15 protein-coding genes are annotated in these 14786 nt (G+C 65.9%); 8 read left to right on the forward strand and 7 right to left on the reverse strand.

All coding sequences use genetic code 11. From position 1 onward, the window contains the following. Positions 1 to 128 precede the first annotated feature (128 nt). The 4 genes from IG122_RS13590 (at position 129) to IG122_RS13605 (ending at position 3912) form a co-directional block, all read left to right on the forward strand. Positions 129 to 1304 carry an aspartate aminotransferase family protein gene (locus IG122_RS13590; protein WP_226893564.1) on the forward strand — a complete coding sequence of 392 codons (1176 nt, stop codon included), beginning with the start codon at positions 129 to 131 and terminating at the stop codon, positions 1302 to 1304. A gap of 62 nt (positions 1305 to 1366) precedes the next feature. Then, entirely contained in the window at positions 1367 to 2269 is a 903-nt protein-coding gene (gene argF, locus IG122_RS13595) for an ornithine carbamoyltransferase (RefSeq protein ID WP_193184392.1), read from the forward strand. A 28-nt stretch (positions 2270 to 2297) separates the two neighbouring features. Then, the gene (locus IG122_RS13600) at positions 2298 to 3263 is read left to right on the forward strand and encodes an Hsp33 family molecular chaperone HslO (protein WP_193184394.1); all 966 of its coding nucleotides are present in this window, start codon (positions 2298 to 2300) and stop codon (positions 3261 to 3263) included. 64 nt (positions 3264 to 3327) lie between these two features. Beyond that, on the forward strand, positions 3328 to 3912 hold the full coding sequence (locus IG122_RS13605; RefSeq protein ID WP_193184396.1) for a hypothetical protein: 585 nt from the start codon (positions 3328 to 3330) through the stop codon (positions 3910 to 3912). A gap of 54 nt (positions 3913 to 3966) precedes the next feature. On the opposite strand, the gene IG122_RS13610 is transcribed toward IG122_RS13605, so the two are convergent. Next, positions 3967 to 4449: a peroxiredoxin gene (locus tag IG122_RS13610; RefSeq protein WP_193184398.1), complete on the reverse strand. Its 483-nt coding sequence runs from the start codon at positions 4447 to 4449 to the stop codon at positions 3967 to 3969. A 94-nt stretch (positions 4450 to 4543) separates the two neighbouring features. Continuing rightward, the gene (locus IG122_RS13615; protein ID WP_193184400.1) at positions 4544 to 6658 is read right to left on the reverse strand and encodes a protein-disulfide reductase DsbD family protein; all 2115 of its coding nucleotides are present in this window, start codon (positions 6656 to 6658) and stop codon (positions 4544 to 4546) included. Positions 6659 to 6802: 144 nt separating this feature from the next. Here IG122_RS13615 and IG122_RS13620 point away from each other — a divergent pair, with 144 nt between their 5' ends. The 3 genes from IG122_RS13620 to IG122_RS13630 all read left to right on the forward strand — a co-directional run bounded on the left by IG122_RS13620 (position 6803) and on the right by IG122_RS13630 (position 8091). Continuing rightward, positions 6803 to 7393 (forward strand): YqgE/AlgH family protein, encoded by a 591-nt coding sequence (locus IG122_RS13620; protein WP_193184402.1) that lies wholly within the window; start codon positions 6803 to 6805, stop codon positions 7391 to 7393. Positions 7394 to 7493: 100 nt separating this feature from the next. Continuing rightward, entirely contained in the window at positions 7494 to 7814 is a 321-nt protein-coding gene (locus tag IG122_RS13625; RefSeq protein WP_193184404.1) for a type II toxin-antitoxin system RelE/ParE family toxin, read from the forward strand. Next, on the forward strand, positions 7807 to 8091 hold the full coding sequence (locus tag IG122_RS13630; RefSeq protein WP_193184406.1) for a helix-turn-helix transcriptional regulator: 285 nt from the start codon (positions 7807 to 7809) through the stop codon (positions 8089 to 8091). The genes IG122_RS13625 and IG122_RS13630 overlap by 8 nt, the downstream gene beginning before the upstream one ends. Before the next feature lie 21 nt (positions 8092 to 8112). Here IG122_RS13630 and IG122_RS13635 read toward each other — a convergent pair whose 3' ends face one another. Further along, a complete protein-coding gene (locus IG122_RS13635; RefSeq protein WP_193184407.1) occupies positions 8113 to 9312 on the reverse strand; it encodes a M20 aminoacylase family protein in 1200 nt (399 codons plus the stop codon). A gap of 87 nt (positions 9313 to 9399) precedes the next feature. Then, on the reverse strand, positions 9400 to 10293 hold the full coding sequence (locus IG122_RS13640) for a LysR family transcriptional regulator (protein ID WP_193184409.1): 894 nt from the start codon (positions 10291 to 10293) through the stop codon (positions 9400 to 9402). Positions 10294 to 10391: 98 nt separating this feature from the next. Between IG122_RS13640 and IG122_RS13645 the strand changes: the two genes are divergently transcribed. Continuing rightward, the gene (locus IG122_RS13645; RefSeq protein ID WP_193184410.1) at positions 10392 to 11336 is read left to right on the forward strand and encodes an AEC family transporter; all 945 of its coding nucleotides are present in this window, start codon (positions 10392 to 10394) and stop codon (positions 11334 to 11336) included. 3 nt (positions 11337 to 11339) lie between these two features. Here the strand turns inward: IG122_RS13645 and IG122_RS13650 are convergent, their stop codons facing one another. The 3 genes from IG122_RS13650 to thrC form a co-directional block, all read right to left on the reverse strand. Then, the gene (locus IG122_RS13650) at positions 11340 to 11951 is read right to left on the reverse strand and encodes a GNAT family N-acetyltransferase (RefSeq protein ID WP_193184412.1); all 612 of its coding nucleotides are present in this window, start codon (positions 11949 to 11951) and stop codon (positions 11340 to 11342) included. Between the two features lie 85 nt (positions 11952 to 12036). Next, positions 12037 to 13308 (reverse strand): M16 family metallopeptidase, encoded by a 1272-nt coding sequence (locus tag IG122_RS13655; RefSeq protein WP_193184414.1) that lies wholly within the window; start codon positions 13306 to 13308, stop codon positions 12037 to 12039. Beyond that, on the reverse strand, positions 13305 to 14729 hold the full coding sequence (gene thrC / locus IG122_RS13660) for a threonine synthase (RefSeq protein ID WP_193184416.1): 1425 nt from the start codon (positions 14727 to 14729) through the stop codon (positions 13305 to 13307). Before thrC ends, IG122_RS13655 begins: the two co-directional genes overlap by 4 nt. Positions 14730 to 14786: the final 57 nt, after the last annotated feature.

Here is a 14786-nt window from a genome sequence, read left to right on the forward strand (position 1 = left end):
CGTCATTTCGGCGGATTCCTCGTGGCATCGCCACATTCCCCTTGGCGTTCCCCGGATTCCGTGCTTTTTTCGCTTTCCGGCGGCGCCGGGTATCGGTGCCGCCATTTCTTTTTCTCAGGAGAGGAACGTTGGTTACCACGGTGATGCCCACTTACGGGCGTATAGATATCGCTTTCGAGCGCGGGGAAGGCCCTTATCTGTACAGCACCGAAGGCCGACGATTCCTCGATTTCGCCTCGGGGATCGCGACCAACTCGCTGGGCCACGCGCATCCGCATCTCGTCGAGACGCTGAAGCAGCAGTCGGAAAAGCTCTGGCATGTCTCCAACCTCTACGAGGTGCCGGAACAGCGGAAGCTCGCCGACCGGCTGGTCGCGAATTCCTTCGCCGACACGGTCTTCTTCGCCAATTCCGGCGCCGAGGCCAACGAAGGCGCGCTGAAGATCGCCCGTAAGTACCAGTGGGAACGCGGCGAGAAGGAACGGCAGGAGATCATCTGCTGCACCTCGGCCTTCCACGGCCGCACGCTGACCACGCTCTCGGCCGGCGACAACGAGACCTACCGGACCGGCTTCGGCCCGCGCCCGGAAGGCTTCCGCCATGTCGCTTTCGGCAACATGAACGAGATGCGCGAGGCGATGGGCCCGAAGACCGCTGCCATCCTGGTCGAGCCGATCCAGGGCGAAGGCGGGATCAATCCCGCCGACGTCCAGTATCTGAAGGCGCTGCGCCAGGCGGCGGACGAGTTCGACGCGCTGCTGATCTATGACGAGGTCCAGTGCGGCATGGGCCGGACCGGCAAGCTCTGGGCCTATGAATGGTCCGGCGTCGCGCCGGACATCATGAGCCTTGCCAAGGGTCTCGGCGGCGGCTTCCCGGTCGGCGCGATCCTCGCCTCCGAGAAGGCGGCCTCCGGCATGGCGCCGGGCACGCACGGCTCGACCTTCGGCGGCAACCCGCTGGCGATGGCGGTGGCCAACGCGGTGCTCGACGTCATTCTGGCACCGGGCTTCCTAGATCATGTCACCGAGATGGGCGAGCTTTTCGCCAAGCGTCTCGGCGAGATCGCGGCACGCCATCCGAAGATCATTTCGGCGGTACGGGGCAAGGGCCTGATGATCGGGCTCGCCTGCGTGGTGAAGAACGCGGATCTGCAGGGCAAACTGCGCGAGGGCGGTCTCCTGACCGTCGGCGCGGGCGGAAACGTGCTCCGCATCCTGCCGCCCCTGATCATCGACGAAAGCCATGTCGCGGAAGCCTGCGGCATCATCGAGAAAGTCTGCGCGGACATGGACGCCTCCTGAGGCGCCGGGCCGGTTCTCCTCGGGGAACCGGCCGCTTCCGCCCCCGACGACGGAAATCCAGAATGAGCGATCTCAACCATTTCCTCGATCTCGACCAGATCGATTCCCTCACCCTTCGGGCCATGGTGGACGAGGGTCTCGCCATGAAGCGCGGCGAGGCGGGCACCGAGAAGCCGCTCGCCGGCAAGACGCTGGCGATGATCTTCGAGAAGCCCTCCACCCGCACCCGTGTCTCCTTCGAGGTTGGCATGAAGCAGCTCGGCGGCGACGTCGTCGTGCTGAACGCGGCCGACCTGCAGCTCGGCCGCGGCGAGACCATCGCCGACACCGCCCGCGTGCTGTCGCGCTATGTCGACTGCATCATGATGCGGACCTTCAGCGCCGAGAACATCCGGGAAATGGCTGAGTATGCCACCGTGCCGGTGATCAACGGCCTGACCGACAGTTCCCATCCCTGCCAGCTCATGGCCGACGTCATGGCCTTCGAAGAGCATCGCGGCCCGATCCGCGGCAAGGTCGTCGCCTGGAGCGGCGACGGCAACAACATGGCCTCCTCCTGGATCCACGCGGCGGCGAAGTTCGGTTTCGAGCTCCGCATCGCCTGCCCGGCCGAGCGGAGCCCCGACCCGGCCCTGCTTGCCTGGGCCGGGAAGAACGGCGGCAAGGTCACGCTGCTGCACGATCCCGAGGCCGCGGTCGACGGCGCGGACTGCGTCGTCACCGATACCTGGGTCTCGATGGGCGACGACACCACGAACGCGCACAATCAGCTGGCCCCGTTCAAGGTGACGGAGCAACTGATGGCGAAGGCGAAGCCGAACGCGGTCTTCATGCACTGCCTGCCGGCCCATCGCGAGGAGGAGGTCTCCACCGCTGTGATCGACGGTCCGCAATCCATCGTCTTCGACGAAGCGGAAAACCGCCTGCATTCCCAGAAGGCGATCCTGCACTGGTGCCTCTCCTGAGGGACATTCTGACGACCGGGGACTCGAAATGAGCATCGCCGACATATTTGCCGAGTCGGGCCACGATGATTTGCTGCTGCCGTTCCAGGTCAACCCGTTCGGCCTGCGCGGCCGTCTGGTGCGCCTGAATTCGGCCGTCCATACGATCCTCTCGCGGCACGGCTACCCGGAGCCGGTCTCGCTGCTGCTGGGCGAGCTCATGACCATCTCGGTCTGCCTCGCCGGCGCGCTGAAATACGAGGGTGTGTTCTCGCTGCAGATCAAGGGCGACGGCCCGGTGCGCAGCATGGTGGCGGACATCACCAGCGACGGCCATCTGAGGGGCTACGCGGCGTTCGACAGCGATGCGGTCGAGGCCGCCTCCGCCGAGGGCGATCTGACTGTGCCGCGCCTGTTCGGCGGCGGCTATATCGCCTTCACCGTCGACCAGGGCGCCGACATGGAGCGCTACCAGGGCATCGTGCCGCTGTCCGGGCAGACCCTGGTGGAATGCACCCATGCCTATTTCCGCCAGTCGGAGCAGCTCGAGACCGGGATCAACGTGGCCGTGCGCAAGGACGAGTTCGGGATCTGGCGCGCGGGCGCCCTGATGCTGCAGCGCATGCCGCTCGACGGCGGCGATGCGCCGGAACCCGGCAAGGCCCGGCCGATACACGACCTGGATGCGCACGAGGATGCCTGGCGGACGGCGGTGGTGATGCTGAGCAGTGCGAGCGCGGACGAACTGGCCGGCACCCGGATCGCCCCGGACCGCCTGCTCTTCCGCCTGTTCCACGAGTCCGGGATCGTCGCCTATCCGGCCCAGAGGATCGTCGAGCAGTGCCGCTGTTCCCGCGAGCGCGTCGAGACGGTGCTTGTGTCCCTCACGCCTGAGGAAGTGCAGGACATGACGGTCGACGGCCTCGTGTCCGTGACCTGCGAGTTCTGCAAGTCTCACTGGGAGTACGACGAACCAGCACTGGAAAAGCTCAGGGCGAAAACTTCCGGGAATTGATCACATTGCCGCCCCATATCTTGCGTTAGTATGGGTCATCGACCGGTTTTCCGAGGGGGATCAAATGCGGAAACGTCTTGCGCTCTTTCTTTTCGTCCTGATGCTGCCGCTGCTGTCGGCCTGCGAGACACCGCCCTCGGCAACCTTCCCCGAGCTGACCTTCCGGCATAAACAGCCGGTGCGGCTCGCTGTCGGTTCGATCGAGGTCTTCAACGAGTTCCGCATGCCCTTCGCGGCGCCGAATGTCGAGCACAAGATGCCGGTGGCGCCGGGCCCGGCGGCCGAGCGCTGGGGCGCGGATGTGCTGCAGGCGATGGGCGGGACGGACAAGCTGGTGATGGTCATCACCGACGCTTCCGTCACCGAAACGCCACTGAAGAAGAAAACGGGCCTTACCGGCGCCTTCACCACCGACCAGACCGAGCGCTATGCCGCCCGGATCGCGGTCCGGCTCGAGATCCGCACGCCGGAGAACAAGCGCCGGGCCGTCGCGGAAGCCTTTGCCACCCGCAGCGCGACGATCGCCGAGGATGCCTCGCTCGCCGACCGGGAGACGCTTTGGTACAAGCTGACGGAAGAACTGATGGACGATTTCGATACCGCCGTCCGGCCGCAGATCACGGCCCATCTCGGCGAGTTCCTGCGCTAGCGGCAGGAGAGGAAACCGGAGCGGCTCTGCCGCTCCGGCTCGTGACGTTCAGACTCAGAGATTGGCGAGCACGTGCTCGGCGCTGGACACTTCGAAGGCCCGCGGCTCTTCGACGAACAGCTTCGTGACTGTGCCGTCCTCGACCACCATCGCATAGCGCTGGGAGCGGGTGCCCATGCCGGCGACGGAGACGTCCATCTCGAGGCCGAGCGCCTTCGCCAGCTCCGCATTGCCGTCGGCGATCATGGTGACCGCGTCGCCGGCCTTCTGGTCCTTGGCCCAGGCGCCCATGACGAAGGCATCGTTCACCGACGTGCAGGCGATGGCATCGACGCCCCGTGCCTTCAGGTCGCCCGCCTTCTCGACGAAGCCCGGCAGGTGCTTCACGGAGCAGGTCGGCGTGAAGGCGCCCGGGACGGCGAAGAGCACGACCTTGCGGCCCTTGAAGAACTCCCCCGTGTCGAGATCGTCGATCCCGTCCGAAGTGTTGGTTTTGAGTTTGAGCGCCGGGATCTTGTCCCCAACCTTGATCGTCATGCCTGGTCTCCCCCTATGACGTTCCTGCGGCCGATGCGGCCGCGGTAATTCATGCTGCTAGAGATAGGGCCCGCCAGCAGGAATGCCAGCACCCTTATCCGCGTGCGTCCCGGATCGCGGCGTCCACCGCTTCCAGGCTCAGAAGTTCCGGCAGTGCCAGACCCGCCGGTGCCGCCGGGCCATAGACCGCATTGAACGGAATACCATAGCGGCCGAAAGATGCGAGATATTCCGCGATGGCCGGATCGGGCATGGTCCAGTCCGCCCGCATCGCCACGATGTCGCCGGACGCGATCCGTTCCGCCAGCGCACCGCTTTCCAGGACCAGCGACTTGTTGACCTTGCAGGTGAGGCACCAGTCCGCGGTGACATCGACCAGCACCGTCTTTTCCGCCGAGACGAGGCGGGCGATCTCTCGCCGGTCGAACGGGCGCCAGTCCACCGCGGTTTCCGCCGCCGGCGCAGTGCCGTCGCGCGCCGTCGCCTGCACGCCGACGCCGATCACCGCCACGAAGGCGAGAATAGCGGCGAGACCGGCCGCACGGCGCCCCGCCCCTTCATGCCGCGCCCGCCAGGCAAGTGCGCCGGTGAGCAGAACCGCCAGTCCAGCGAGCAGGGCCGCATCGAGCGGCGCCGCACTCGCGGTAAAGACAGTGAAGAGCCAGAGCGCGGTTGCGAACAATGCCAGCGCCAGAATGCGGCGGAACCAGACCATCCAGGGTCCAGGTTTCGGCAACGCGCGCGCCAGTCCCGGAACGAGGGCGACCAGCAGGTAGGGCGCGGCGAGGCCGAGCCCCATTACGGCGAAGACGGTCAGGATTTCCGCCGAGCCGCGCGAGAGGGCAAACCCGACGGCCGTGCCGAGGAAAGGCGCCGAGCACGGCGTCGCCAGCAGGGTCGCGAAGGCTCCGGTCAGAAAATGACCGGTCAGACGTCCCTGTCCGCCATCGCCGCCGGCGAGCCCGAGCGCGGCGAGACGTTGCGGCAGGTTGATCTCGAAGAGGCCCGCGAGGTTGCCGGCGAAAAGCACGAGCACCGCCACCATCAGGGCAAGAAAGAGCGGTTGCTGGAACTGGATGCCCCAGCCGACCGCGAGCCCGGCCTGTTTCAGCGCGATTGCGCCGCCGGCAAGCAACAGGAAGGAGGCGAGGATGCCAGCGGCGGAGGCAAGGAAGCCGGTGCGGATCGCCGCCTTGTCGGCGCCGCCATATTTGACCGCGCCGACCAGTTTCAGCGACAGCACGGGCAGCACGCAGGGCATCAGGTTCAAAATCAGCCCGCCGAGAAAAGCGATGCCGAGGATCGCCGCGAGCGCGGCCCAGCGTCCGCTCTCCGCCCCCTCGCCCGCGGCACCGACGATCAGGCTGCGCTCGAGGAAACGGTCGCCGTCGACCAGCGTCAGCGTCACCTTTTCCTCCGCCAGGCGGCCGCCCTCCGGGACCGAGGCCGGGACGGTCAGGACCGCGGAGAGCCGGTCCGGCGCGAGGTCCACCTCGGGCTTGCCGAAGGCGAAACCGGCCCGCGCCTCCGGGAAAACATCCGGCTCTGCCAGCGGAACCGAAGACGTGACCTTTACGGCCAACGAGTGCGGTACCGGCGATCCGACCGCGGAGACCGAGGAGATGTCGAGGCCGAGGCCGCTCAGATCCTGCGGCACCCGTGCCCGGAACCGGTCGATCAGCTGCGCGAAGGCCGTCGGCTCCGCCGGGCCGGACGCGATGTCGAGCGCGAGCTTGGCGTTCAGCGGCACACAGATATCGCTGCAGGCGAGCGCGTTCATGTCGGCACGCAGCGCGAGCGGCGCTCCCGGCGCGGTGAGCACCGCGCGAATCGGGATCACCACCTCGTCGTGATAGCCGTAGGTCTCGAGCCCGAAGAGGCTGAACCGTTCCGGCACCGGCCATTGCCAGTCCGCCGTCCCGAGATGTTCCGACCCGTCCCAGGCGATCTCTGGCGGGAAACCGGCATCTCCGGGCGCGCGCCAGTAGATCTTCCAGCCCTCCGCCAGGCGAAACTGCAGGCCGAGCGGCACGCTCTCACGTCCCTCGGTCCCGGAAATGGCCGAGACCAGACGGACGTCGGCGAAATCCGTGCTGACCCAGTCCGATGCCCCCGCCGCGCGCGCGTCCGCCGCCGGAGCCGTGATTGCCGCAATCAGACCCAGAAGCAGGAGCAGAGTTGGAAAGACGGGGCGCGAAACCCAATTCATAAGCACAATGTCCGACTTTGTTTCCGGGGGCCTTTCACCGACCCGTCAGGGATATATAGTGGACCTCGGGGCGTACGTCGGTCACATTTTCCGGAACCCTGCGTCCCGCAGGACAAGAAGACCGAAACGAGCGGAAGCGCAAACATGACGACCACGGTCGCCGACGAAACCGAGGAAGGCTATCTCACCGGCCAGCTGCTGGTGGCGATGCCGGCGATGCGCGATCCGCGCTTTGCCCGGACGGTGATCTATGTCTGCGTCCACAATGCCGAGGGCGCGATCGGCCTGGTGTTGAACCGTCTCGTCGGCTCGATCGAGTTCACCGATCTGGTCGAGCAGCTCGACATGAACCTCATGGAAGCGGACATCGTCGCCAACCCGCCGGTGCATTTCGGCGGTCCGGTCGATACCGAGCGCGGCTTCGTCCTGCACAGCGCCGACTACCAGAGCGAGGAGACGCTGGATATCGACCGGGAGGTCGGCCTCACCGCCACCGTGGACATCGTCCGCACCATCGCCTCCGGCCAGGGCCCGAAGAATCATCTGCTCGCGCTCGGCTATGCCGGCTGGGGCCCGGGCCAGCTCGACGGCGAGATCCAGGAAAACGCCTGGCTTAATGTCGATGCGGACAACGCGCTGGTCTTCGACACCGACCTCGACAGCAAGTGGGACCGCGCCCTGAAAAAACTCGGCGTCGATTCCGCCCTGCTCTCGACGGAAGCTGGGCGGGCCTAGATCTCCGTTCCCTGCCTCAAGAAACACTCCAGAACGTCTCATTATCGGGTCAAAGCACGATTGCTGCGCTGTCTCAATTTTGATACGTTTGGGATGTAGGATGAAGTGGGACCTTGAGGTCGACGAGCGTGCGGCGACGGAACTCCGGACTTTTCCGGCCGATATAAGGGCCCGCATATTCCGGGTGGGACAACTCCTGACGGAATTCGGGCCTCAGAACGTCGGCCTACCCCATGTAAGATATCTGAGACACAAAATCTGGGAGATGCGGGCATCGGGGAAAGACGGGATCGGACGAGCCCTCTATTTCACCGCAGAGGGACGCCGCATTGTCATCCTCAGTGCCTTCGTCAAGAAGACCCAGAAAACGCCGGAGCGGGAACTCGCTAAGGCCCTGAAACGGATGTTGGACAATGGCTAAGAAAATCGCATTCGCAGAGTTGCGGGCGGAACTGCTTCAGGATCCGGAAACCCGCGCCGAATACGAAGCGCTCGAGCTGGAATTCGAAGTCGCGCGAAAGATCATCGCAGCCCGCACGAAAGCCGGTCTGACCCAGCAGGCTCTGGCGGAGAAGATGAACACGTCGCGCAGCACCATCGCCCGTCTTGAGGGCGGGAAGACGCTCCCCTCCCTCGAAACGGTCCGCCGCGTCGCGCGCGCGACCGGAACGGAAATCCAGCTCTCGATCCACGCCTGATGGGAAAGACCTGCAGGTCCTTCACGCTGCCGGCAGCAGTTCGTCCACCAGCGCCATCCAGTAGCCGATGCCGAGCGGGATCGAGGCGTCGTTGAAATTGTAGTCCGGATAATGCAGCTTGCCCGACCTGTGGTCCGGCGCCGCCGTGCCCATCCAGATATAGTTCCCCGGCCGCTCGTTCAGCATGAAGGAGAAATCCTCGCCCGCCATGCAGGGATCGTGCTCGCGGATCACCTTCTCCGGTCCGACCACGCTCTCGGCGATGCCTGCGGCGATCTCCGCCTCTGCGGGCGGGTTGATCGCGGGCGGATAGTTCTTGCGGTAATCGATCACCGCCTCGCAGCCGAAGCCCTTGGCGATGCCTTCCGCGAGCGATCGGATGCGCGTTTCCGCAAGATCGCGGACCGCCGGGTTGAAATAGCGCACCGAGCCGCCGATCACCGCCTCGTCCGGCATCACGACATAGGCGTCGGACCCCTTGAACATGGAGACGCCGATGGTCGCGGTCTCGTGCGGCGAGACGTTGCGGCCCGGCACGCTCTGGATCGCGGTGACGAGATGGGCCGCCGCCAGCACCGTGTCGACGCCGTCATGCGGCATGCCCGCATGGGTGCCCTGGCCGCGCACGGCGATGTCGAAATAGTCGATCCCGGCCATGGTCGGCCCGGCGAGCGGGCAGAAGGTCCCGAGCGGCAGGTCCGGCCAGTTGTGCAGCCCCCAGACACTCTTGCAGTCGGCCTTCTCGAACAGTCCCTCCTCGACCATCACCCGTCCGCCGCCGCCGCCCTCCTCCGCCGGCTGGAAGATCAGCGCGACGGAGCCGGCGAAATCGCGGCTCTCGGCCAACAGCTTCGCCGCACCGAGCAGCATCGCGGTATGCCCGTCATGGCCGCAGGCATGCATCTTTCCGGGGACCGTCGATTTGTAGGAATGGTCGCCGGTCTCCTGCATCGGCAGCGCGTCCATGTCGGCGCGCAGCCCGATCCTCGGTCCGTCCGTCTTGCCGCGTACGATGCCGACGACGCCGGTCTTGGCGATCCCGGTCAGCACCTCGTCGACGCCGAACTCCTTGAGCTTTTCGGCGACGATGCCGGCTGTACGCACCTCCTCGAACCCGGTCTCCGGATGGGCGTGCAGGTCGCGGCGCCATGCCGTGACCTCCTCGTGCAAGGCCGAAATGCGATTGTGGTGGCGGGAGGAAAAGGCGGGCGTCTGGGTCATGGCAATTCCGCAAGATGTCGGCCGTGCCGGCCGGACCGGAGGAAGGAAGACGGAAGGATGCCCCTTCGCCGCGCCGGATTCAAACCGTCATTCGGCGCGAACGGAGAAAGACTCCGTGCGGATCAGCTCCAGAAGGGGCGCGACTGCCGGGTTATCCGCCTCCCGCCGCACCTTCAGCACGACCTCGAGCGTCGGCGCGTTCCTGAGCGGCCGGGCGACGATATCGGAGAGCTGCCCGTCGCAGATCGATTCCGGCACCAGCGCCACCCCGAGCCCGGCGGCGACGAGACGGAGGATGGTGTTCTGCAGCTGCGGCTCGAAACGGAAGCGTGGCACGATGCCGTCCGCCGCAAGATAGTCGGCGATTTTCCGACGCAGGTTTTCGGCGATTTCGGAAGGCGCCGCGATCAGGTCGGCATCCCGCAGATCCCAAGGACCGACCGTCTCGAAATCGGCGAGCGGGTGCGAAAGGGGGGCGACGAGGCAAAGCCGGTCGGTGACCACCGGCAGGCTTTCGAGCTGGGGCATGGTGCCGCCGGAAAAGGTGATGCCTGCATCGAGATCGCGGTTCAGCAGCTTCGTCTCGATCTCGGCCGGCGTGGTTTCCGAAAGCGAGACGCGGACATCCGGGCGGATCGCCGTGTAACCGCCGACAAGGCGCGGCACGATGCGATGCGCCGCATGCATCATGAAACCGAGGCGCAACTCGCCCTTCTGCCCCTCGGCAACGAGACGGGCATCCCGGCAAGCGGCCTCGAACTGCGCCAGAACCGCCCGGGAGTCCTTCAGGAAACGCTGCCCCGCCGGGGTGAGCGAAACCTGGCGCGACGTGCGCTCGACCAGCGTCACCCCGAGATCGCGCTCCAGATTGGCGATCTGCCGGCTGAAGGGCGGCTGGGTCATGTTCATGCGCGCCGCCGCCCGGCCGAAATGCAGGGTCTCGGCCAGGGCCACGAAGTAGCGCATCTGCCGCGTGTCCATTGATACCTTTATTGGTTTAATTATTGCTCTGATCTGGATTGGATTGTATCGACGGACAGGCGTAGAGAAAAGCCGTTCCGCATCGAAACGCCCCGGTCATGCTCGCCAATCTCCTCGTCGTCCTGCCGATCTTCGCCCTGATCCTGACCGGGTTTATCGCCCGGCGCTCGGGCGCCCTCGGCCCGACCGCGACCCGCGAAGTGAACCGTTTCGTCGTCTATCTCGCCCTGCCGGCCATGCTGTTCGGCATCATGGCCAAGGCCGACCCCGCGGAGATCTGGCAGCCGGACTTCATTATCGCCTTCACGGCTGGCTGCGCGCTGGTCTTCGGCGCGACGCTCTGGGTCCGCATGCGGCAGGGTTGCCACCTCGCGGATGCGGCGATCGACGGTCTCAATGCGAGCTATCCGAATACCGGTTTCATGGGCTTCCCGCTGGTGCTGGCGGTGATCGGCAGTTCCGCCATGGGCGCGACGATGATCGCGACCATCCTGACCGCCTGCGTGCTCTTCGCGGTCGCCATCGTGCTGATCGAATGCGCGCTGCAGACCGGATCGCGCCGCCGCGACATCCTGCGCCGGACGCTTCTCGCCCTCGTGAAAAACCCTTTACTTGCCGCTCCCGCCCTCGGCGCGCTTTTCATGGCGTCGGGTCTCTCCCTCCCTGAGACCTTCGACCGCTACCTTGCGCTGCTGGGCGGGGCGGCCTCTCCCTGCGCCCTTATCGCGCTCGGCCTGTTCCTCGCCGACAATGCCGTGCGGAATGCGGAGCCGGTCGCAGACAGCCGGCTGCAGGCCGCTCTGATCGCGCTGAAGCTCGTCGTGCAGCCCGCCATCACCTGGGTGGTCGCCGTTCCGATCCTCGCCCTGCCCGCGGGCGTCGCGCACATCGCCGTGCTGCTCGCGGCATTGCCGACCGGCACAGGCCCCTTCATGCTGGCGGAGTTCTACCAGCGAGAGGCGGTGCTCACGAGCCGCGTAGTTCTGATCACCACCGTGCTCTCGGTCGCATCCCTGTCGCTCTATCTTTCGATTGCAGGCTGAGTTCTAGAACTTTTTCAGTTCGTCGGCGAAGTTCGGATAGAACTCCTCGCGCAGCAGCGCGAAGAGAATGTGGTCCTGCCAGCGCCCGTCGATCTTCAGGTACTTGCGCGCCAGCCCTTCCTCGGTGAAGCCGGCTTTCCGAAGCACGCCCTGGCTCGGATAGTTGCGCGGCAGGCAGGCCGCCTCGATCCGGTGCAGCGCCAGCTGGTCGAAGCCGAAGGAACAGGCGCCGTGTACCGCCTCGCTCATGTAGCCCCGGCGGGCGAACGGGCGGCCGATCCAGTAGCCTATGGTGCAGGACTGGGCGACGCCGCGGCGCACATTGGCGATGGTGATGCCGCCGACCAGCGCGTCGTCGCTGCGGCGGTAGATGAAGAAGGAATAGCCCTGGTCGCGGGCCCAGTCCTCCGCGTAGCGCGAGAGGCGGCGGCGGAAGGCGGCACGGGTCAGGGCGTCGTCCGGCCAGCGCGGTTCCCACTCGACGAGAAAGTCCCGGCTGACGGCGCGGAGCTCCGCCCATTCACTCCAGTCATTCTTGTTCGGTTGCCTCAGATAGAGACGCGGCAACGTGACGCGCGGCTCGATCTTCGACGGCGGGAAAAACGTCAGGACCAATCGGCGATCCCCCTTGGAGTCCAATGCCGGAGATCATTTTTCCTGCTAACCGTGCGGAAGGCAAGCGGAAGTGCCTGTCGCCCCGTCAGTTCAGCCGCGCCCGGATGCTGTCGTAGGATTCGAGCTGCCCGGTCGGGCCGAGCGCCGCCAGGGTCGGGGTCGAGGCCAGCAGGCGTTTCGCCGTCCGCCGGATCGCATCCGTATCCACCGCGTCGACCTTCGCCACCAGCTCCTCGACCGGCACCGGCCGGCCATAGACCAGCATGTGCTGGGCCAACTGCTCGCAGCGGTTCGAGGTGCTCTCCCGGCTCATCAGCAGGCCGGAACGGAGTTGGGTCCGGGCGCGCTCGACTTCCTGCTCGGTGACGCTCTCCGCCACGTCCTTCAGTTCGTCGCAGACCACGGGCACGAGTTCCGCCGCATCCTTCTCGCCGGTACCGGCATAGATCGAGAACATGCCGCCGTCATTGTAGGCGGCGCTGAAGGAATAGATCGAATAGACGAGGCCGCGCTTCTCCCGCACCTCCTGGAAGAGGCGTGAGGACATCCCCCCGCCGAACAGCATGGAGAGCACCTGCTGGGCGTAGAAATCCTCGTCGTGGAACCCCATGCCCTCGAAGCCGAGCAGCAGGTGAAGCTGCTCCAGGTCCTTCTCGACCCGGCTCTCGCCGCCCTTGTAGGCCGCCGCCTCGGTCTTCGCGCCGGACTGCGCCGCGAGTGATCCGAAACCGCGCTCGACCGCCTCGACCACCCTGTCATGCTCGACATTGCCGGCCGCGGAGAAGACGAGGATATCGCCCGCGTAATTGCCGTTGATGAAGGACATCACGCCGTCGCGGCTCATGTCGCGGACGATCTCCGAACGCCCCAGCACCGGCCGGCCCATGGCTTGGTCCGGGTAGGCGACTTCCTGGAAATAGTCGAAGACGATGTCGTCGGGCGTATCCGCCGCCTGGCCGATTTCCTGCAGGATCACATGCCGCTCGCGGCTGAGCTCCGTCTCATCGAAGGTCGACTCGGTCAGGATGTCGGAGAGGATATCGACGCCGAGCGCGACGTCCTGCTTCAGTACCTTGACGTAATAGGCGGTCTGCTCGCGCGCGGTATAGGCGTTCATATGCCCGCCGACCGCCTCGATCTCCTCGGCGATCTGCGGCGCGGAGCGGCGCTTGGTGCCCTTGAACACCATGTGCTCGAGCAGATGCGCGACACCGTTTTCGGCCGCCACCTCGTGCCGGGTCCCGACATTGAGCCAGGCCCCGAGGGACACGCTCTCGACGCTCGCCATCCGGTCGGTGACGACCCGGATTCCGTTCGAGAGTTCGGTGATGCGGACGCCGTTATCGGCGGTACTCATGCAGCATTCTCCTTGCCGGAAACGATGCCGGCTATGTGGGTACTGACGGTGCCATAGTCATTGGCGAGCACCGTCATCCGCTCCTCGCGCTCGAGCAGGTCGGAAAGCCGCGCAGGCAGCGCCGGGCGGATACCGGTCGCGGCCTCGACCGCGTCTGGGAATTTCGCTGCGTGAGCGCAGGCGAGGGAGATCAAGGGCATCTCGGTGCCGATAGCGCCCGAGGCGCGGGCCTTGCGCGCGGCGCCGAGGGAGACGGCGGAATGGGGATCCGTGATCTCGCCTGTTTCCTCGAAGACCGCCTTGATCGTCGCCTTGGTCTCCGCCTCGTCCGTGCGGTAGCCGTCGAACACGGCGCGCGCTTTCTCCAGCATGCCCTGCGAGATCGAGAAACTGCCGTCCTTGCGGAAGCCGGTCAGCACCTCGGTCACGGCGGCGCCGTCGCGGTCGTAGAGATCAAAGAGGAAGCGCTCGAAGTTGCTCGAGACCTGGATATCCATGCTCGGGCTGATTGACGGCATGACGCCCTCGAGCTTCATCTCGCCCGAAGAGAGGAAGCGGGAGAGGATGTCGTTCTGGTTCGTCGCCACCACCAGCCGGTCGATCGGCAGCCCCATCTGCTTGGCGGCATAGGCTGCGAAGATATTACCGAAATTGCCCGTCGGCACGACGAAGGAGACCGGCCGATCGGCCGTTGCACCGACCGAAAGCGCCGAGGTCACGTAATAGACCACCTGCGGCAGGATCCGCGCCCAGTTGATCGAGTTGACGGCGGAGAGATTGTGCCGGTCGCGGAAATCCGCGTCGTTGAAGAGCGCCTTCACCATGTCCTGGCAGTCGTCGAAGGTGCCCTCGAGCGCGATGGCATGGACGTTCGGGGCGTGCACCGTCGTCATCTGGTGCTGCTGCACCGGAGAGACCCGGCCCTTCGGGAAGAAGATGAAGATCTCGGCATTGGACCGGTCGCGGAAGGCCTGGATGGCCGCCGACCCGGTGTCGCCCGAGGTCGCGCCGACGATCGTCACCTTCTCGCCGCGCTTTGCCAGCACATGGTCGAACATGCGCCCGAGCACCTGCATCGCGTAATCCTTGAAGGCGAGCGTCGGGCCGTGGAACAGCTCCATCATCCAGAGATTCGCGTCGAGCTGCTTCAGCGGCGCCACGGCGGTGTGGCCGAAGGATCCATAGACCTCGTCCATGATCTGCTTCAGCGTCGCGTCGTCGAACGCATCGCCGGTGAAGAGGCGGCAGATCTCGAACGCGGTCTCCGCGTAGGTCAGCCCGGACAGCCGCGTCAGGTCCGCTGCGCTGAGCTGCGGCCAAGTCTTCGGGACGTAGAGTCCGCCGTCGCGGGCGAGGCCCGTCAGGAGCACGTCTTCGAAGCCGAGTTCGGGGGCCTTGCCCCGGGTACTGATATAGCGCACGTCCGCCGTCTCTTTTCGCTGTCCGAAAGAGCGCAACCTAGCGGTGGGCTGGGGTTC

The organism is Nisaea sediminum, from assembly GCF_014904705.1.
GTDB classification, from domain to species: domain Bacteria; phylum Pseudomonadota; class Alphaproteobacteria; order Thalassobaculales; family Thalassobaculaceae; genus Nisaea; species Nisaea sediminum.